This is a genomic window from Pseudomonas nitroreducens NBRC 12694 (assembly GCF_002091755.1).
GTDB classification, from domain to species: Bacteria; Pseudomonadota; Gammaproteobacteria; order Pseudomonadales; family Pseudomonadaceae; genus Pseudomonas; species Pseudomonas nitroreducens.
Genome location: NZ_BDAI01000010.1, coordinates 143,596 through 161,553, shown reverse-complemented (window position 1 = coordinate 161,553; position 17,958 = coordinate 143,596). Strand labels below are relative to the sequence as shown.

The 17,958-nt window shown below is 63.7% G+C and carries 17 protein-coding genes; 12 read left to right on the top strand and 5 right to left on the bottom strand.

Annotated elements, in window-relative coordinates; translation table 11 throughout:
- Positions 1 to 12: 12 nt before the first annotated feature.
- Complete coding sequence (locus PNI01S_RS22080; protein WP_024765462.1) at positions 13 to 297, top strand: GNAT family N-acetyltransferase; 285 nt, start codon at positions 13 to 15, stop codon at positions 295 to 297.
- Between the two features lie 228 nt (positions 298 to 525).
- Here the strand turns inward: PNI01S_RS22080 and PNI01S_RS22075 are convergent, their stop codons facing one another.
- Both PNI01S_RS22075 and PNI01S_RS22070 read right to left on the bottom strand, forming a co-directional pair.
- On the bottom strand, positions 526 to 1,602 hold the full coding sequence (locus tag PNI01S_RS22075; RefSeq protein ID WP_024765463.1) for a 3-deoxy-7-phosphoheptulonate synthase: 1,077 nt from the start codon (positions 1,600 to 1,602) through the stop codon (positions 526 to 528).
- 180 nt (positions 1,603 to 1,782) lie between these two features.
- Entirely contained in the window at positions 1,783 to 2,202 is a 420-nt protein-coding gene (locus PNI01S_RS22070) for a PilZ domain-containing protein (RefSeq protein WP_024765464.1), read from the bottom strand.
- Here PNI01S_RS22070 and PNI01S_RS22065 point away from each other — a divergent pair.
- The 5 genes from PNI01S_RS22065 to cysB all read left to right on the top strand — a co-directional run bounded on the left by PNI01S_RS22065 (position 2,201) and on the right by cysB (position 6,187).
- Positions 2,201 to 2,587 (top strand): YbbN family protein, encoded by a 387-nt coding sequence (locus tag PNI01S_RS22065; protein WP_084359122.1) that lies wholly within the window; start codon positions 2,201 to 2,203, stop codon positions 2,585 to 2,587. The two genes, PNI01S_RS22070 and PNI01S_RS22065, sit on opposite strands and share 2 nt — an antisense overlap.
- Positions 2,587 to 3,534 (top strand): putative 2-dehydropantoate 2-reductase, encoded by a 948-nt coding sequence (locus PNI01S_RS22060; protein WP_084359120.1) that lies wholly within the window; start codon positions 2,587 to 2,589, stop codon positions 3,532 to 3,534. The genes PNI01S_RS22065 and PNI01S_RS22060 overlap by 1 nt, the downstream gene beginning before the upstream one ends.
- 17 nt (positions 3,535 to 3,551) lie before the next feature.
- Positions 3,552 to 4,463 carry a 5'-nucleotidase gene (locus PNI01S_RS22055; protein WP_065084144.1) on the top strand — a complete coding sequence of 304 codons (912 nt, stop codon included), beginning with the start codon at positions 3,552 to 3,554 and terminating at the stop codon, positions 4,461 to 4,463.
- Between the two features lie 96 nt (positions 4,464 to 4,559).
- Positions 4,560 to 5,045, top strand: coding sequence for a universal stress protein (locus PNI01S_RS22050; RefSeq protein ID WP_038803683.1), 486 nt, complete (start codon positions 4,560 to 4,562; stop codon positions 5,043 to 5,045).
- A gap of 167 nt (positions 5,046 to 5,212) precedes the next feature.
- Positions 5,213 to 6,187, top strand: a complete 975-nt coding sequence (gene cysB / locus PNI01S_RS22045) for an HTH-type transcriptional regulator CysB (RefSeq protein WP_024765699.1) — start codon at positions 5,213 to 5,215, stop codon at positions 6,185 to 6,187.
- A gap of 179 nt (positions 6,188 to 6,366) precedes the next feature.
- On the opposite strand, the gene PNI01S_RS22040 is transcribed toward cysB, so the two are convergent.
- Entirely contained in the window at positions 6,367 to 6,711 is a 345-nt protein-coding gene (locus tag PNI01S_RS22040; protein WP_024765700.1) for a hypothetical protein, read from the bottom strand.
- Positions 6,712 to 6,796: 85 nt separating this feature from the next.
- Positions 6,797 to 7,531, bottom strand: coding sequence for a phosphoadenylyl-sulfate reductase (locus PNI01S_RS22035; protein WP_037007390.1), 735 nt, complete (start codon positions 7,529 to 7,531; stop codon positions 6,797 to 6,799).
- A gap of 189 nt (positions 7,532 to 7,720) precedes the next feature.
- Here PNI01S_RS22035 and thrH point away from each other — a divergent pair, with 189 nt between their 5' ends.
- On the top strand, positions 7,721 to 8,338 hold the full coding sequence (thrH, locus tag PNI01S_RS22030) for a bifunctional phosphoserine phosphatase/homoserine phosphotransferase ThrH (protein ID WP_024765701.1): 618 nt from the start codon (positions 7,721 to 7,723) through the stop codon (positions 8,336 to 8,338).
- Between the two features lie 88 nt (positions 8,339 to 8,426).
- On the opposite strand, the gene pabB is transcribed toward thrH, so the two are convergent.
- Positions 8,427 to 9,770 carry an aminodeoxychorismate synthase component I gene (pabB, locus tag PNI01S_RS22025; protein WP_084359118.1) on the bottom strand — a complete coding sequence of 448 codons (1,344 nt, stop codon included), beginning with the start codon at positions 9,768 to 9,770 and terminating at the stop codon, positions 8,427 to 8,429.
- 162 nt (positions 9,771 to 9,932) lie between these two features.
- Between pabB and PNI01S_RS22020 the strand changes: the two genes are divergently transcribed.
- From PNI01S_RS22020 to PNI01S_RS22000, 5 genes are all read left to right on the top strand, one after another.
- Positions 9,933 to 12,641, top strand: a complete 2,709-nt coding sequence (locus tag PNI01S_RS22020) for a winged helix-turn-helix domain-containing protein (RefSeq protein WP_084359116.1) — start codon at positions 9,933 to 9,935, stop codon at positions 12,639 to 12,641.
- 1 nt (position 12,642) lies between these two features.
- The gene (locus PNI01S_RS22015; RefSeq protein ID WP_038803685.1) at positions 12,643 to 15,366 is read left to right on the top strand and encodes a helix-turn-helix transcriptional regulator; all 2,724 of its coding nucleotides are present in this window, start codon (positions 12,643 to 12,645) and stop codon (positions 15,364 to 15,366) included.
- Between the two features lie 230 nt (positions 15,367 to 15,596).
- Positions 15,597 to 16,052 (top strand): DUF6160 family protein, encoded by a 456-nt coding sequence (locus tag PNI01S_RS22010; RefSeq protein ID WP_024765703.1) that lies wholly within the window; start codon positions 15,597 to 15,599, stop codon positions 16,050 to 16,052.
- Positions 16,053 to 16,130: 78 nt separating this feature from the next.
- Positions 16,131 to 16,892 (top strand): C39 family peptidase, encoded by a 762-nt coding sequence (locus PNI01S_RS22005; RefSeq protein WP_024765704.1) that lies wholly within the window; start codon positions 16,131 to 16,133, stop codon positions 16,890 to 16,892.
- 48 nt (positions 16,893 to 16,940) lie between these two features.
- The gene (locus tag PNI01S_RS22000) at positions 16,941 to 17,945 is read left to right on the top strand and encodes a transporter (protein WP_024765705.1); all 1,005 of its coding nucleotides are present in this window, start codon (positions 16,941 to 16,943) and stop codon (positions 17,943 to 17,945) included.
- Positions 17,946 to 17,958 lie beyond the last annotated feature (13 nt).

Here is a 17,958-nt window from a genome sequence, read left to right as displayed (position 1 = left end):
AGGAGAGAGCAAGTGAGTGAGTCGTTGTCCATCCAGCATGATGAAACCAGCCACCAGTTCGTAACGACTGTTGATGGTCATCGCGCCTATCTGGCCTACATGGATCTGGGCAAGCAGACGCTCGACATCTATCGCACTTTCGTTCCGGACAGCCTTCGCGGCCGCGGCATCGCCGCCGCCCTCACCGAACACGCGCTGCAGTTCGCCGAGCGCAAGGGCTACAGCGTAATCCCGTCGTGCTCCTATGTGGAGCGTTACCTGGAGCGCCGCCAGCGCCACACTGATACTGCGCTCTGATCATCAGGGCGCAGAAATGAAAAGCCCGGCCAATGCCGGGCTTTTTTATGCCTGATGGAATTCCATTTCCGGCAGAAGTTCTGTAGGAGCGAGCATGCTCGCAAACGGTGTTTCTACCCAGCGTCAAGCGATTCGCGAGCAGGCTCGCTCCTACAAAAAGCACCGGTGCAGAATTTGCCAAAGAAAAAGCCGGGCATCTGCCCGGCTTCTTCCTATCCGCTCGAAGCGTCAGCCGCGCTGGCGCTTGGGCAGGACGTCCTTGAGCTTGGCATGCATGCTGCGCACGGCCTTCTCGGTGGTGTCCCAGTCGATGCAGGCGTCGGTGATCGACACGCCGTATTTCAGCTGGCACAGATCCTTCGGGATTGGCTGAGCGCCCCAGCCCAGGTGGCTTTCGACCATCAGGCCGACGATGGAATTATTACCTTCGGCGATCTGGTTGGCGACGTTGTCCATCACCAGCGGCTGCAGGGCCGGGTCCTTGTTGGAATTGGCGTGGCTGCAGTCGACCATCACGTTGAGCGGGATCTTCGCCTTGGTCAGTTCCTGCTCGCACAGGGCGACGCTGACCGAGTCATAGTTCGGCTTGCCGTTGCCGCCGCGCAGCACCACGTGGCCGTAGGCGTTGCCCTTGGTGGTGACGATGGAGACGCCGCCTTCCTGATTGATGCCCAGGAAACGGTGCGGGCTGGAAACCGACTGCAGGGCGTTGATCGCCACGGTCAGGCTGCCGTCGGTGCCGTTCTTGAAGCCGACCGCCGAGGACAGGCCGGAGGCCATCTCGCGGTGGGTCTGGGATTCGGTGGTGCGCGCGCCGATGGCCGACCAGCTGATCAGGTCCTGCAGGTACTGCGGGGAGATCGGGTCGAGCGCTTCGGTGGCGGTGGGCAGGCCCATCTCGGCGAGGTCGCGCAGCAGCTGGCGGCCGATGTGCAGGCCGTCCTGGATCTTGAAGGAGTCGTCCAGGTACGGGTCGTTGATCAGGCCCTTCCAGCCGACGGTGGTACGCGGCTTCTCGAAGTACACGCGCATCACCAGGAACAGGGTGTCGGAGACTTCCGCGGCCAGCACCTTCAGGCGCTCGGCGTATTCGTGGGCGGCCTTGATGTCGTGGATCGAGCAGGGGCCGATCACCACGAACAGGCGGTGGTCCTTGCCGTCGAGGATGTCGCGGACGACCTGGCGGCCATTGGCGACGGTGCGCAGGGCGGCATCGGTCAGGGGGATTTCGCGCTTGAGCTGCTCCGGCGTGATCAGTGTCTCGTTGGAGGCAACGTTAAGGTCGTCGATCTGTAAATCAGCCATCGTGGTACTCAATCAGGTCACGGGTGCCGGCCGCCAGAAATCCCCGTGCGATGGGGCGCAGGCAAATGTGTCGCTAAGGGGAACCCGAACCTTAACCGTTCAGGCGTGACCTCGACAATGGCTCGATGCAGGAAAGTGCCCGCAACACGGGCATTTGCGCAACTTTCTGCGCGACGTCGATCAGACCGCGCAAAACAATGGGAAGTCCGCGGCGTTCTGCGCGATCCACTCCAGTGCCAGGTCCTCGAAAGGCAGGCTGTTGCCGCTGGCCCGCTCCCGCTGGCGGCGGTACTGCTCGATCTGGCAGACCTGCTCCACCATGCGTGCCCGGAAAAGCGTGTCCTCGTCGATGAAGGCGATGCCCACGCGATAGTCGCTGGCCTGCTTGCGGCTCCAGGCGATGATGCCGGGGTAGCGGGCGGAGTCGCCCAGCAGGGGGATGCGCAGTTCGATGGAGGTGCCGCGGCGAAAGCCCCGTGGCGAATTGCACGCGACGCCGCCCAGGCTGATATTGTGCAACCGCTGGCGCGGCAGGAAAGTCTGTTTGCGGATGACCAGCTCGACCGGAAAATCGCAAGGGTGACGCAGGAACTGACGCATGACGGAACGCTCCGACTGCAATCTTTATAGTGGTGGCACCTTGAGTATAGTGCCGGCCCTGGAGCTGACCGACCTGGATGCCGACCGCCGGCTGCTGGAGCTGCCGGGCGTGTCGCTGCTGATTTTCACTGGTGAAGGCTGCTCCACCTGTCGCTGGGCGCGGCAGGCTCTGCCGCAGTTCCACCTGCCGGTGGCTCGCCTGTGCTGGATCGATGCCGGGCACAGCGGCGGCCTGGTCGAGCGCTACGAAGTCTTCCACCTGCCTTCCCTGTTCCTGGTGCGTGACGGCCACTTCCTGGGCGCTATCCATGCCCCCCTGCGCCCCGAACCCCTGATCCAAGCCCTGCGCGATGCGCTGTCGCGCCCTGCTGAGGAGTTGCCTTGATGAATCTGCGAATCGGCATCATCGGAACCGGCGCCATTGGCGGTTTCTACGGCCTGATGCTGGCCCGTGCCGGCCACGACGTGCATTTCCTGCTGCGCAGCGAATACCCCGCTGTCGCGCAGAACGGTCTGCGCCTGAACAGCCAGGTGCATGGCACGCTGAGCCTGGCGCCAGTGAATGCCTATGCCGACGTGGCGAAGATGCCGCCCTGCGATTGGCTGCTGGTGGGCGCCAAGACCACCAGTAACGCCGACCTCGCGCCGCTGATCATTCAGGCCGCTGCACAGGGGGCGAAGGTCCTGCTGCTGCAGAACGGCCTCGCCGTGGAAGACCAATTGCGGGCTCTGTTGCCCGAGCACATCCATCTGCTGGGTGGACTGTGCTTCATCTGCGTGCATCGCGCCGAGCCGGGTGTGATCGAGCACCAGGCCTTCGGCGGCGTCAACATCGGCTATCACTCCGGCCCTGCCGACGAGGCCGAGGCGCGCCAGGCGATAGTGGAGGAGGGCGCCGCACTGTTTCGCAGCGCGGGCCTGGACTCCAACGCCATGCCCAACCTGGAGCAGGCGCGCTGGCAGAAGCTGGTCTGGAACATCCCCTACAACGGCCTCTCCGTGCTGCTCGACAGCGGCACGCGGGCGATCATGGACAACCCTGACAGCCGCGCCCTGGTCGCCGAGCTGATGGAAGAAGTCATCGCCGGCGCCGCCGCCTGCGGGCATTCGCTGCCTCCGGGCATTGTTGGCGCCATGCTCAGCTCCACGGATGCCATGCCTGACTACCTGCCGAGCATGTACCATGACTTCGCCCAGCGCCGACCGCTGGAGCTGGGCGCTATCTACGCGGCGCCACTGGAAGCTGCACGCCGGTCCGGGTGCGAACTGCCGAAGATCGAGGCGCTGTATCGCGGGCTGCGCTTCATCGACGCGCGCAACCAGGCTCGCTGACGAACGCCGGGGGAAGCATGGCAAAAGGGTTGGGCGACAAGCTGGTGGTGGCTATTTCCTCGCGGGCGCTGTTCGATCTGCGGGAAAGCCATCAGGTCTATGAAAGCGAGGGTGTCGAGGCCTATCGCCAATACCAGATCGCCCGCGAGGACGAAGTCCTGCCGCCAGGCGATGCATTTGCCTTGGTGCAGAAGCTGCTGGCCCTCAATGGCGGGACCGACAGCGCGCCGGTGGAGGTCATCCTGGTCTCGCGCAACAGCGCCGACACCGGCCTGCGCGTGTTCAACTCCATCCAGCATTACGGCCTGGGCATCTCGCGCGCCGCCTTCGTCGGCGGTCGCAGCCCCTATCCGTACCTCAAGGCGTTCAACTGCCACCTGTTCCTCTCGACCCACATCGAGGACGTGCGCAACGCATTGGATGCCGGCTTCGCCGCGGCAACCATCCTCTCCGGCGGCACCCGCCGGGAGGCCAATGGCGAGCTGCGTTTCGCCTTCGACGGCGATGCCGTGCTGTTCTCCGACGACTCCGAACGCGTCTACCAGCAGGGCGGGCTTGAAGCCTTCCAGACCCACGAGCGCGAGTCCGCCCGCGAGCCGCTGGGCGGCGGGCCGTTCAAGCCCTTCCTGGCGGCGCTGAACCGTGTGCAGCAGGCCTTCCCGCAGGAGTCCTGCCCGATCCGCACGGCTCTTGTCACTGCGCGGTCCGCCCCGGCCCACGAGCGGGTGATCCGCACGTTGCGCGAGTGGGATATCCGCCTGGACGAATCGCTGTTCCTTGGTGGTCTGGACAAGGCCGCTTTCCTCGAAGCCTTCGCCGCGGACGTGTTCTTCGACGACCAGCCGATGCACTGCGAGAAGGCTCGGGAAGTGGTAGCCACCGGCCATGTCCCCCATGGTGTGAGCAACGAGAAGCAGGTCGCCGGATAGCCGCTGGGCCGCGACATCCGGCCTTCTCGGAGCGATTCGCGTTCTCCTGCTACGCTGCTGGATAGGCCCCGCCGCGCAGGCAGTCGAGGAGGCCGCATGATCCGATCGATTCTTTACGCCACTGACCTCGGTCTCTACGCCCCCTATGTCCTTCAGCACGCACTTTCTTTGGCCCGTGCCTACGGAGCCGAGGTGTATGTCGTGCACGCGGTGGAGCCGCTGGGGCTGTTCGCCGAGTCCGTCCTGCAGACCTATCTGGACGAAGGCACGCTGAACGAGATGCGCACCCATGGCCTGGCCAACGTCATGGGCAGCATCGAGCAGCGGGTGATGGAGGGGTTCCGCGACGAGTTGGGGGAAGCGCGCCAGGATGCCGAACTGATCCGCTCGGTGCGCGTGGTGCAGGGGGATGCGCCGATGGTGATTCTCGATGAAGCCAAGCGCCTGGGCGTCGACATCATAGTCGCCGGCAGCCACAGCCACGGGGAGGGGCTGAACACGCCACTGGGGCGCACCGCCGGGCGACTCGTGCAACTGGCCGAGGTGCCGGTCTACCTGGTACCGATGCTGCAGCACCGTTGAGGGCTTTGTGACGATACGTCGGGCAAGCCCGGAATTTGTGTAGGGCTTTAGACGAATGGCATGCAGGGCAAAAAAAAACGTCTAGTTTTATTCCTTAAACCATTAATATGGTTATAAAACGACAAGCCCCTGATCGCGGGTCGCGACATTCATTTCGAGGAAAGTCCATGAAGCTTCAGCAACTGCGCTATATCTGGGAAGTCGCGCACCACGATCTGAACGTCTCCGCTACCGCCCAAAGCCTCTACACCTCCCAGCCCGGCATCAGCAAGCAGATCCGCCTGCTGGAAGACGAGCTGGGTGTCGAAGTCTTCGCCCGCAGCGGTAAGCACTTGACCCGCGTTACCCCGGCCGGTGAGCGCATCATCACCACGGCCGGCGAGATCCTGCGCAAGGTCGAAAGCATCAAGCAGATAGCCCAGGAGTTCTCCAACGAGAAGAAGGGCACCCTGTCCATCGCTACCACGCACACCCAGGCGCGGTATGCGCTGCCTGGCGTGATCAGTGGTTTCATCAAGCAATATCCGGACGTCTCCCTGCACATGCACCAGGGCACGCCCATGCAGATCGCCGAGATGGCCGCCGACGGCACCGTCGACTTCGCCATCGCCACCGAGGCCCTGGAGCTGTTCGGTGACCTGATCATGATGCCCTGCTATCGCTGGAACCGCTGCGTGATCGTGCCCCAGGGCCACCCGCTGACCAAGGTGCCGAAGCTGACCCTGGAGCTGCTGGCCGAGCAGCCCATCGTCACCTACGTGTTCGGCTTCACCGGCCGCTCCAAGCTGGACGAGGCCTTCAACCAGCGCGGCCTGGTGCCCAAGGTGGTGTTCACCGCGGCCGACGCCGACGTGATCAAGACTTACGTGCGCTTGGGCCTGGGCGTCGGCATCGTCGCGCACATGGCAGTCGATCCGAAGCTGGATAGCGATCTGGTGATGCTCGACGCCAGCCACCTGTTCGAATCCAGCGTGACCAAGATCGGCTTCCGTCGCGGCACCTTCCTGCGCGGTTTCATGTGCGACTTCATCGAGAAGTTCGCCCCCCACCTGACCCGCGACCTGCTGGCCAAGGCCGTGCAGTGCCATAACAAGACCGAGCTGGATGAGCTGTTCGACGGTATCGAGCTACCGGTCTACTGATTGCGTTCATAGCAGCGAGAAGCCCGGCATCTGCCGGGCTTTTTCATATCAGCCTATGCGCTAGCGCAGTATCGGGAATGCTCGGGCGCGTGCGATCCGAACCGTCGGCCATGGGGAAGCTTCCTTGTGTCTCAGGGGCGGGAAGAACTGGCCCATCAAGAAAGCGTCAAGGCTGAGGTTTACAGGCGATCCAGATCGTCGCGCCGCGCCAGTTCAGCGAGGGCCTCGCGTGAGTCCAGCGGTAGCTCTCCACGGCCTTCGAGCACCTCGTGGAGGAAGCTCATGAACACCGTGTAGACCACCTCGCGGCCGTCATCGTGACGAACCACGAAGAACGGTGCGGTGTCCACGCCGTACTGTGCGGCAACCAGCCAGCCGGTGCTGGCGGGGTTGCGCTCGTCGGCGACCAGGGTGCGGTCGATGCGGCTCAGGTAGCCGCCCTTGACCAGGCGTTCGTGGACTTCGCGGCACTTGCGGCAGTCCTGGCCATCGGCCAGGACCTTTTTCACCAGGGTGATACGCATGGGATCGACTCCGCCGCAGGCGTGGAGGAGTCCGATCCTGTGCTGCGGGTAGACAAGGAATTTTCCGTCAGTCGAGGGTAAGGCTTCAGGCCTTGCTGATCAAATTACCGGCGTGCAGGCCACACTCTTTCTGCGTGGCTTCTTCCCACCACCAGCGGCCTTCGCGCTCGTGCTGGTTCGGCAGCACGGGGCGGGTGCAGGGCTCGCAGCCGATGCTGATGAAGCCGCGCTCATGCAGGCTGTTGTAGGGGATTTCCAGCATGCGGATGTAGGCCCAGACGTCTTCGCTGCTCATGTTGGCCAGCGGGTTGAACTTGACCAGCGGCTTTTCCGGAGTGGAGAAGGCTCCGTCCAGCTCGACCACGGCGACCTGGCTGCGGGTGCCGGGGCTCTGGTCCTTGCGCTGCCCGGTGGCCCAGGCGGTCACGGTGGAGAGTTTGCGCTTGAGCGGCTCGATCTTGCGGATGCCGCAGCACTCGCCGTGGCCGTCCTTGAAGAAGCTGAACAAGCCCTTTTCCTTGACGAACGGCTCCAGCAGGCGAGGGTCCGGGGTCATCACCTCGATGGCGATACCATAGTGCTCGCGGACCTGTTCGATGAAGCGATAGGTCTCCGGATGCAGGCGGCCGGTGTCCAGGCTGAATACCTTGACGTTCTTGTTGAGCTTCCAGGCCATGTCCACCAGCACCACGTCCTCGGCGCCGCTGAAGGAAATCCACAGGTCGTCGCCGAAGTGCTCGAAGGCAAACTTCAGGATGTCCTGTGGGGATTTGCTGGCGTAGCTCGCGGCGATTTCCGCGATATCGAACGGGAGGCTCATCAGGCGGTATTCCTAGTTTTAATGGCGCAGTGCGCTCTGTGGGCGCGATGGTAGCAAAGAGGGGGATATGCCCCTAAATAACCATCAGGAAGGTCGACTGATGTGTTTGGGTATAAGTGCCGCGTTGCGCCGCTTGGAGCGAGCGGCTAGAGTGCCGCCTCTCAAGTCAATCCTGCGGGGAAATCGTTCGTGGAAATCGCCTGTCTCGACCTGGAAGGGGTTCTGGTTCCGGAAATCTGGATCGCCTTCGCTGAAAAAACCGGTATCGAAGCGCTCAAGGCGACGACTCGCGATATTCCGGACTACGACGTGCTGATGAAGCAGCGTCTGCGCATTCTCGACGAGCACGGCCTTAAGCTGTCCGACATCCAGGAAGTGATCGCCACCCTGAAGCCGCTGGAAGGCGCCGTGGAGTTCGTCGACTGGCTGCGCGAGCGCTTCCAGGTGGTGATCCTTTCCGACACCTTCTACGAGTTTTCCCAGCCGCTGATGCGCCAGCTCGGTTTCCCGACCCTGCTGTGCCACAAGCTGATCACCGACGAGACTGATCGCGTGGTGGATTACCAGCTGCGCCAGAAGGATCCGAAGCGTCAGTCGGTCATCGCCTTCAAGAGCCTGTACTACCGTGTCATCGCCGCTGGCGATTCCTACAACGACACCACCATGCTCTCCGAAGCCCACGCCGGCATCCTGTTCCACGCGCCGGAAAACGTGATTCGCGAGTTCCCGCAGTTCCCGGCGGTGCACACCTATGAGGACCTGAAGAAGGAATTCCTCAAGGCGTCCAATCGCCCCCTCAGCCTGTAAGACCGGCTGTGATGAAAAAGCCCCGCGGATGCGGGGCTTTTTCTTATCGGCTTCTTTTTCTGTAGGTAACTGGCAATCCCAGCGAGCCTCACAGGCTTTCCAGTGTGCGCAGCAGCACGCCCACCTTGGTCAGCGACTCCTCGTATTCTTCCTCCCAGTTGGAGTCGGCCACGATGCCGCCGCCGGCCCAGCAACTGGCCTGGCCGTCCTTCACCAGCACGGTACGGATGGCGATGGAGCTGTCCATCTCGCCACGCACGTCGAGATAGAGCAGGCTGCCGCAGTAGATGCTGCGCTGGGTCGGCTCCAGTTCATCGATGATCTGCATGGCGCGAACCTTCGGTGCGCCGGTGATGGAGCCGCCGGGGAAGCTGCCTTCGAGCAGGTGCAGCGCATCCTTGTCGGCCGCCAGTTCGCCGCGCACGCTGCTGACCAGGTGGTGGACATTGGGGTAGGTCTCCACTGCGAACAGCTCGGGTACACGCACGCTGCCCGGCCGGCAACTACGGCCCAGGTCATTGCGCAGCAGGTCGACGATCATCAGGTTCTCGGCGCGGTCCTTCTCGCTGGCGAGCAGGGCTTCGGCGTTGTTCCGGTCGGCCTCGGGGGTATTGCCGCGCGGGCGGGTACCCTTGATCGGGCGGGTTTCCACCTGGTTGCCGTGAAGCTGGATGAAGCGCTCCGGCGACAGGCTGAGGACGGCGCCTTCAGGCAATGCCAGATAGCCGGCAAACGGCGTAGGACAGGCCTCGCGCAGCGCGCGGTAGGCCAGCCAGGGGGAGCCGCTGCAGGGGGCGCGGAAGCGCTGGGTGTAGTTAACCTGATAGCAGTCGCCGGCCAGGATATAGTTGTGCACTCGCTCCAGCGCTTCGCGGTACTGATCGCGACTCAGGTCCGGCCGGAATGGCGCACCCAGCCGGAAGGGCGGCAGGGCGTCGCCATCATGAGCCGCTTCGAACAGCCTGATCAGGCGCTCCCGCTCGTCCGCCGCCAGCGCCGGATGGAATACCAACCGGCTGCTGCGTTCCTCGTGGTCGGTGAGCAGCGCCCAGGCATACAGGCCCAGGCGCGCATCGGGCAGGGCGAGATCATCCAGGTTCGGTTCGGGCAGGTGCTCGATGCGCCGGCCAAAGTCATATCCGAGATATCCGATCATTCCGCCGACGAATGGCACATCGACAGTGTCGGGTACTCGAGCTTCGCCCAGGCTCTGCAGGGCGCTTCTTACTCGAGCGAAAAAGCGGTTGGCCGATTCTCCGGCCAAAGGTGCCAACTCTGCCAATGGCCAGGCGCTCAGAAGGTCATAGCGTCCACGTGTGGCAATGGGTCGACCGGCGTCCAGGAGGACGGCGCCGGGTGCCCGATGGATCAGGGCGAAGCGTTCGCCCGGGTCTTCCTGGTAGGGAAGCGGGTGCAAAAAACAGTCAGGCATGGGTAACAGCGTGCAGGCAAATGAGGTGATCAGGTCGGCTGAAGTATCGATCCTAGAGCTATTTCTTCAGTTTACGTAGGAAGGGCATTCTGATAAGAAGTGACGAATCCCACGCGGACGATGCTCCGTACCAACAACGATAATGACATAGGGATACAGGCCGTGGATGTAGTGCTCGAACCCGCAGCCGGCAGCCTTCTGCGCTCCAGATTAACACCCCCTCGGGTGCCTGCTGATTATTTGATTCGTCCCGCGGTACAGAATGCCCTGGACCGTCATCCTTATGCCTCGATACTGCAGTTCTGCGCGCCGGCCGGTTTTGGCAAGACCACCGCGCTGGCGGCATTGGCCGGCAAGCGTGCGAGCGAAGGCCACCAGGTCGCCTGGCTCTCCCTGGAGAGTGACGACGACGATCCCGGCCGTTTCTGCCTGAAACTCATCCAGGCGCTGGCCACTGCCGTGCCGGGCATCGGCGAGGATGCGCTGGGCTACGTGCGCAACACCATGCGCGTGCCCGTGGTCGCGGTCATGGAAAGCCTGCTGATGGACCTCTCCCGCGACGAGCGCAAGGTCCTGCTGGTACTCGACGACCTGCATGAGATCACCCATTCCGACGTCTTCGCCGGCCTCAATCGCCTGGTGCAATACGCGCCGCCCGGCCTCACCCTGGCCATCGGCAGCCGTTCCCAGCCGCCGCTGAACCTCGCCACCTGGCGCGCCAAGGGCCTGCTGCTGGAAATCGGCCAGGACGAGCTGCGCCTGTCCCGCGACGAAACCCGCGAATACCTGGCCCGCGATGGCCTGCAACTCGAAGATAGCTGCCTGCAGTCGCTACACAACCAGACCGAAGGTTGGATGGCGGGGGTGCACCTGGTCAGCCTGTGGTTGCGCCAGCAGTCTGGCGCGCCGGAGGACCTCAAGCTGCTCAGCAGCGACAAGGCGGCGGTGGGCGATTACCTGCTGCGCGCGGTGTTCGAGCGCCTGCCCGCCGATGTGCAGGACGCACTGCTCTCGCTGGGGATTGCCAATCGCCTGAACGGCGACCTGGCCAATACCCTGACCGGTCGCCAGGATGGCCAGGCGCTGCTGGAGCACCTGGACAGCATGCAGCTGTTCCTCCTGCCGCTGGACCGGGATCGCCAGTGGTACCGCTTCCACCAGTTGTTTGCCGACTTTCTCCGGGCCCGCCTGCGCGAGCGCGACCCGGAACGCTTCAAGCAACTGCACTTCAACGCCAGCCTGTGGTTCACCAATCACCACATGCCGACCCTGGCCATCGAGCACGCCTGCCTCGCCGAGGATCCGGAGATGCTCGCTGCGCTGGTGGACGGCTGCGGCCTGGAGCTGATCAACCGTGGCCAGCTGTACCTGATTTCGCGCTGGCGCAAACATGTGCCCAACGAGATCGCCGAGCGCTACCCGATCCTTGTGCTCAGCGACGTCTGGACCCGCGCCACGGAGCTCAGCCTGCCCGAGGCCAACCGCATGATCGACGAGCTGCTGGCGCGCTGGGGCGACTCGCGCGGCAGCGGCCCGATGGGCAACCAGTACCTTTCGGCACTGGCAGTGAAGGCCGTGCTGGCGCTGCAGAAGGATGACCTGGAGCAGTGCATCACCCTGGCGCGCAAGGTGGAGAGCCAGCTGGGTCAGAACTCGGCGTTTCTCGAGGGAGCCATCCTGCTGATCGCGGCCTTCGCCCAGGTCGTGCGTGGCCAGGCGGAGCAGGCACGTCGATTGATGGGGTTGGCGCAGCAGCGCAACCACTTCCTCGACGGCCGCTACCTGCACATGCAGCAGTGCACCATCGAAGTGGTGCTGGCGCTGGAGCAGGGCCAGGTCAAACAGGCGCAGATGCTCATCGAGCGCGTGCGCGAGCAGGCCATGCCGCTGTTCGACAAGCGCTCCCAGGCGCTCGCCCTGCCGGCCATCGCGGAAGCGCTGACCGCCTACTACCGTACCGAGCTGGACGGCCTGGAAGAGCGGCTGCGCTGGGCGCTGGGTCGGGTCGATGTGGTCAATCCCATCGACCTCTACGCCCAGGGTATGCAGTGCCTGGCGCGCATCCAGCGCCTGCAGGGGCGCGGCAAGGAGGCGCTGGCCACGCTGGGTCTGATGCAGACCCTGGCCTCGCGCAACCAGTCCTGGCGCTTCTTTGCCATGGCAGTGGGCGAGGAGATCAACCTGATCCTCCAGGAAACTGCCACTGATCGCTGCAAGCGCGCCGAGCAGCGCCTCAAGGCCATCGACTGGGCCAAGCTCGCCAGCCACTACAAGCAGATGCCGTTCAACCCGGTGCTCTGGGTACAGGGCATCAGCCGGGTTCGCCTGCTCCAGGCGCGCGGGCACTTCAGCGAGGCGCTGCACGAAATCACCCAACTGCGCGGCATGCTGCAGCCGGGCTGGCACGGCCTGCAACGGCTGCGCCTGGACCTGCTGGCGGCCTTGAGCTACCAGCGCCTGGGCTATCAGGAGCGCTCCCACAGCCTGCTCGGCCAATGCCTGGTCGGCGCCGAGCGGGAGGGGGTGCGGAGCATTTTCATCGAGGAAGGCGAGGGGATTCGCCAGTTGCTGCAGCAGCTGGAATCCACCGAGCGACAACCGGCACTGCAGGTCTTCATTCGCGGAATGTTGACCGTCTGGCCGGGGCAGGAAGCACGCAGGTCACCCGAGGTGCTCGAGGAAGGTCTGACCGACCGCGAGCGCGAGGTGGTATGCCTGGCGGCCCAGGGACTCTCCAACGAGGAGATCGGCCAGCAGCTGTCGCTGGCCCTGGGCACCGTCAAATGGCACCTGCACAACATCTACGAGAAGCTCAAGGTGCGCAATCGGACCCAAGCGATACGCCGTGCCCGCGAGCTGAGTCTGCTCTGACATGACGACCCTGACCACACTGCCGCAGCAGCCCATGCCGCTGCTGCGCACCAAGCTGTTCCCGCCGCGCACCGACAGCGATTCGCTGCTTCCGCGCCGCGCCCTGATCGATCGCCTGTACGCCAATCGCCAGCAGCGCGTGCTGATCCTCAGTGCACCGGCCGGCTTCGGCAAGAGCACCATTCTCAGCCTGTTCCGCCAGCGCCTGATGCAGAGCGGGGCACGGGTCGCCTGGATGTCCTGCGACGAGGGTGACAGCGAGCCGCAGCGACTGGTGCAGTACCTGGTGGCGAGCATTCGCAGTGTCGAGGCGGACTTCGGCACCAACACCTCGAACCTGCTGCAGTCGGACATGACCCTGCCGCTGGAAGGCATCATCGACGCCTTCCTCTCGGATCTCAGCCGCCTCGACGGGCCGCTGTACCTGTTCCTCGACGACTTCCACCAGATTCGCCACCCGGCCCTGGCCCACGGCGCGCGCTACCTGATCGAGCACCTGCCGGACAACATTCGCCTGGTCACCAGCACCCGTTATCGCCCGCGCTTCCTAGTGGACGAGCCGGGCCTGGCGCCGTGGGCCTTCTGCCTGAGCGGTGACGACCTGCGCCTGACCCGCGAGGAAACCGACACCTTCCTTACCGAACTCAAGGGCCTGGCGCTGAGCGACAGCGAGCTCAAACTGCTGCACAAGCGCACGGAAGGCTGGATCACTGCGCTGCATCTCGCGGCGCTGGCGCTGGCGCGCAATCCGGATCGCGCGGCGCTGCTCAAGGGGCTCTCCGGTACCGAGCGCGACCTCGCCGATTACCTCGCCGAGGACGTGCTGCGCAGCCTGCCCGAACCGCTGCAGCAGTTCCTCGACCAGACCTCGGTGCTCGACGAGTTCTGCGCCGAGCTGTGCAATGCGCTGACCGGGCGCCGGGATGGCCTGGACATGCTGATGCGGTTGCAGAATGAGCAACTGTTCATCATCCCGCTGGACGACCAGCGCGAGTGGTTTCGTTATCACCACCTGTTCGCCGAGTTCCTCCAGGGCCGCCTGGCGCGCAACTCCGACCCGACACCGCTGCTGCACGCCGCGGCTCGCTGGTGCGAGAGTCGCGACATGGCTGACCGCGCGATCAAGTACGCCCTGCGCGCCCGTGACTATGCGTTTGCCGCCGACCTGCTGGAGCGCCAGGGCGCCAAGCTGATCGCCGGCAACCGCGTCTACGGCATTCTCGGCATGCTCAGCAGCATTCCTGCCGAGGTGATCCGCGAACATCCGGTGTTTCAGATCTTCTACGCTTGGCAGCTGGCCTTCGAGCAGAAGTTCGCCGAGGCCGAGGCGCTGATCGAAGAGCTCAGCGTCCGGCTGCTGCAGGGCCAGGGCAAGGTGCGCCACTTCGGCATGGCCGAGTTGCTCGCCGTGGCCCAGGTGCTGAAGGCGCTCGTGCTGCTCTACCAGGACAAACTGGAGGCTTGCCTGAAGGTGGCGCGCCAGTGGCTGGCGCTGGTGCCGGGCAGCCAGCCGGTGTTTCGCGCCAGCCTGTCGTGCATCCAGGCGGCTGCGTATGCGCTGCTGGGTGACTATGCCGAGGCGGCCAACGCCATCGGTGTTGCCCGTGATTGCCTGCGCATGGCCGATAGCGAATACCTGCAGGTCGTGGTCAGCATGATCGAAGCGCTGATCTGCAAGGAACGCGGCGAACTGGAGCGCGGCCGGACCATTGCCGAAAGCGCGCGCAGCCGAGTGGAACGGGTTTTCGGTCGGCGCAGTCGGGTCGGCGGACCGCTGTCCCTGGCCTATGCCGATTTGCTGTATGAGCAGGATCGCCACGCGGCGATTCTCGCCGAATTGCCCTTGGCCACCACCTGGCGCGATGTCGCCACGCCGGTGGAGCTGATCAGTCGTGGTCAACTGGTGATGGCCAGGGCGCGTTTCTTTGCCGGTGAAGCCGAACAAGGGTTGGCCCAGCTCGACGAATGGTTGGTTGGCCTGCAGTCGCCGGGCTATGAGCGTGTGCATGCGTTGGCCATGAGCTGCAAGGTGCAATTGCTGCTGTGGATGCGCCGGCCGAACGAGGCCGAGCGTGTGTGCCTGCAACTGGCGGGGCATCTCTCCGGGCTCAACGCCGAGCGCTATGCCGACGCTCACTCCGCACTGGTGATGGCCGAGGCGCGCCTGGCTCTGTCAGAGCGCCATGCCGAGCGTGCCCAGCAGCGTCTGGAATCGTGCCTGGCGGGCTTTACCTCACTTTATCAGCGCGACCGGCGGCTGCGTCTTTCGCTGTTACTTTCTGTGGCGTATTGGCAGAAAGGTAACAGCGAAAAAGCCTTCGCTTTGTTCGCTCCCACCCTGGAAGAAGCCTGGAACCTGGGCTACCGGCGGCTGTTCCAGGACGACGCGCTGTGGCTGCTACCGCTCTGGGATGCCTGGAAGGTAGCTGAACCCAAACGTGCCTCGGCCTGGCAGGGGGTTGCGGAAATGCTTCGCGAGCAGTGCCGAAGGCTGTCTGTCGATCCGGAAAGTTTCGAAGAAAATCAGGATGTTAGCCATCGAGAGCGGGAGATTCTGCGGCTCGTGGCGGCGGGCTTGTCGAACCGCGACATCGCCCAGGCGGTGCATTTGTCGGAGGCCACCATCAAGTGGCATCTGCACAACCTGTTCGCCAAGCTCGGCGTGCGCAGTCGGACTCAGGCGGTTCTCAAGGGAAAGAGTCTGGGATTGCTGAGCGAAGCTTGAGTCAGACGGTTCGTTTGCGCCATCCCTTGGATGGGCTGGCAGGTTCACGGCGGGTCAGTAGCTTGGAGATCAGGACGCGAAGCTTCGTGCTTCACGAATCCATACCTGCGGCGCCTAAGGAAGAAGTCGTGGGTCTGGAAGATCGGCAGCAGCCGGTCAACCTGCAGCGGGGTAGGACGCCCCTTGCAGTGCCTGGGGCAACCCCACCTGAACACTGGAGATTTATAACAATGAAAATCAAGCAACTGGTTCTTGCAAGCGCAGTTCTGGCCGCTCCGTTCCTGGCACATGCCGACATGAAATCCATGGATGACGCTGCACTGTCCGGTATCACCGGCCAGGATGGCATCAGCATTTCCGGTACCTTCAACGCCTCCATCGGCGCCATCACCTACAAGGACGCCGATGCCGGCGGCGGTTCCCTGGTCCTGCAGGGTATCCATCTGCCGAGCGTGACCATTGCCGACAACGCCCCGATGACTGTCGACGTGGTGACCACCAACATCACCCCGTCCGGTGGCGGCACCGCTGTTGCAACCCAGCAGCTCGCCATCGGTCTGCCCACCGTGACCGGCGACGTTACCATCGACGCCGTCAAGGTTGGCACCACTGGAGCCAGCATTGGCTCGCTGACCGTTTCCAACCTGAACCTGGCTGGTTCGACCGTGAAGGTCTGGGGTCACTGATCCCGAGGTTGTACGCGCGGTAACCCTTGCCGGCGCCTGCCGGCAAGGTTTTTCCAGGATTGAAGCGAAGGGGGCTGGATGTTCGAGATTCTGCTGGGAAGCCTGCTGGGTCTGTTCGGTTTTACCCAGGCGGTGGATACCAAGCCGCAGCAGCAGGGCACAGTGAATATCTCGCAGCCGCTCACGCCCAACGGACCGTTTCGCGAGTCGGTGCAACTTGAACCGATGAGCCAGGTGCAGTTCCGCAACGTTATCCGCCAGGCCTATGACTACAGCTGTGGCTCGGCGGCACTGACCACGCTGCTGGATTACTACCTGGGCCGCAATCTGGAAGAGCGTCAGGTCATGGAAGGCCTGATCAAGTACGGCGAGGCCGACAAGATCGTCCAGCGCCGTGGTTTCTCGCTTCTGGACATGAAGCGTTATGCCGCTGCACTCGGCTACAAGAGTGGCGGCTTCCGTGCCGAGTTCTCCGACCTGGACTCGCTCGAACACCCGGCGCTGGTGCCGATCCACTATGCCGGCTTCAAGCATTTCGTCGTGGTCCGCGATGTCTACAACGACCACGTCTTCGTTGCCGATCCTGCCTTGGGCAACATCAGTTTCACCCGCGCCCGTTTCGAAGAAATCTGGGACCAGAACGTGCTCTTCGTCATCTACCCCAGCGGCCAGGAGCCCAAGAACGCCCTGGAGCTGCGCGAGGCCGACCTGCGTCTGGTGGATGACCGGACCGTCAGCCTGCTGGCATTCCGCGAATTCCCGGAGATGAGCAAGCTCACCCAGAACCAGATTGGCGAAGCCGCCACGAAGGGGGATGTTCAGTACATCCGGCGCAAGTGATCGCCCGATCGGCCCAGACGAATAAGAACAAGACCAGGGGATAGCAACATGGATTTCAAGGGGTTTGCGTGCGTTGCCGCTCTGGCCTTGCTGGTAAGCACCAGCACCATCGCCGAAGAAGCGACAACCGAAGACGCGCGTGACGCGCTGGCCAAGAAGGACACCGATGCCGACAGCGCCAAGGCGCTGGAGCAGGTGTTCCAGGCCGCCGAGAAAAGCTACACCCTGCTCAAGAAGGGTGAGCGCCAGCTGACCTACGGCTTCGACTACACCCTGATGCGCGACACGCGCCTGCAGGCCGTGCGCAGTGGCGAGAACGTCTACAGCGTACTGGCCCAGAGCGAGGCGCAGCACACCTTCACCAATTCCTTCACCTTCGACTACGGCATCTGGGACAACCTGACCTTCAGCATGCGTCTGCCCTTCGTTGCCAAGTACGACACCGAGCGTGACATCCATGCCTACAGTCTGGGCGACGTTTCCGCGACCCTGCGCTGGCAGCCCTGGGCGGCGCGTCGCGGCCGGCCGGTCACCACGCTCTACGCAACCCTCGGCCTGCCCACCGGCGACAGCCCGTACAAGGGTAACGTGCAGGACGACGTTTCCACCGGCAACGGTTTCTACAGCCTGGGCGCCGGTGCCAACATGTCCTACGTGATCGACCCGGTCGTGCTCTACGGCTCCCTCGGTTACACCTACAACATGAAGGTCGACGACATCCACCAGAACCAGTACGGCGAAGAACTGGAGAAGGTGGTGCCGGGCGATACCCTGAACTTCGCCATGGGCATGGCCTACGCACTGTCCTACGACGTTTCCCTGGCCACCTCCTACCAGATGGCCTACTCGTTCAAGAACAAGTACTACTTCAACGACCGTACGGTCGAGGCACCCGAGCAGACCAGCGCGATCATGAACTTCTCGCTCGGCCTGCGAACATCGCCGGACTACATCGTCAACGTGAACGCCGGTTTCGGTCTGACCGAAGACTCGCCGGATGTACTGCTGGGGGTTTCCCTACCCCTGGATATCCAAGGCCTCAAAGCCCAGTAACCGACGAGCGACT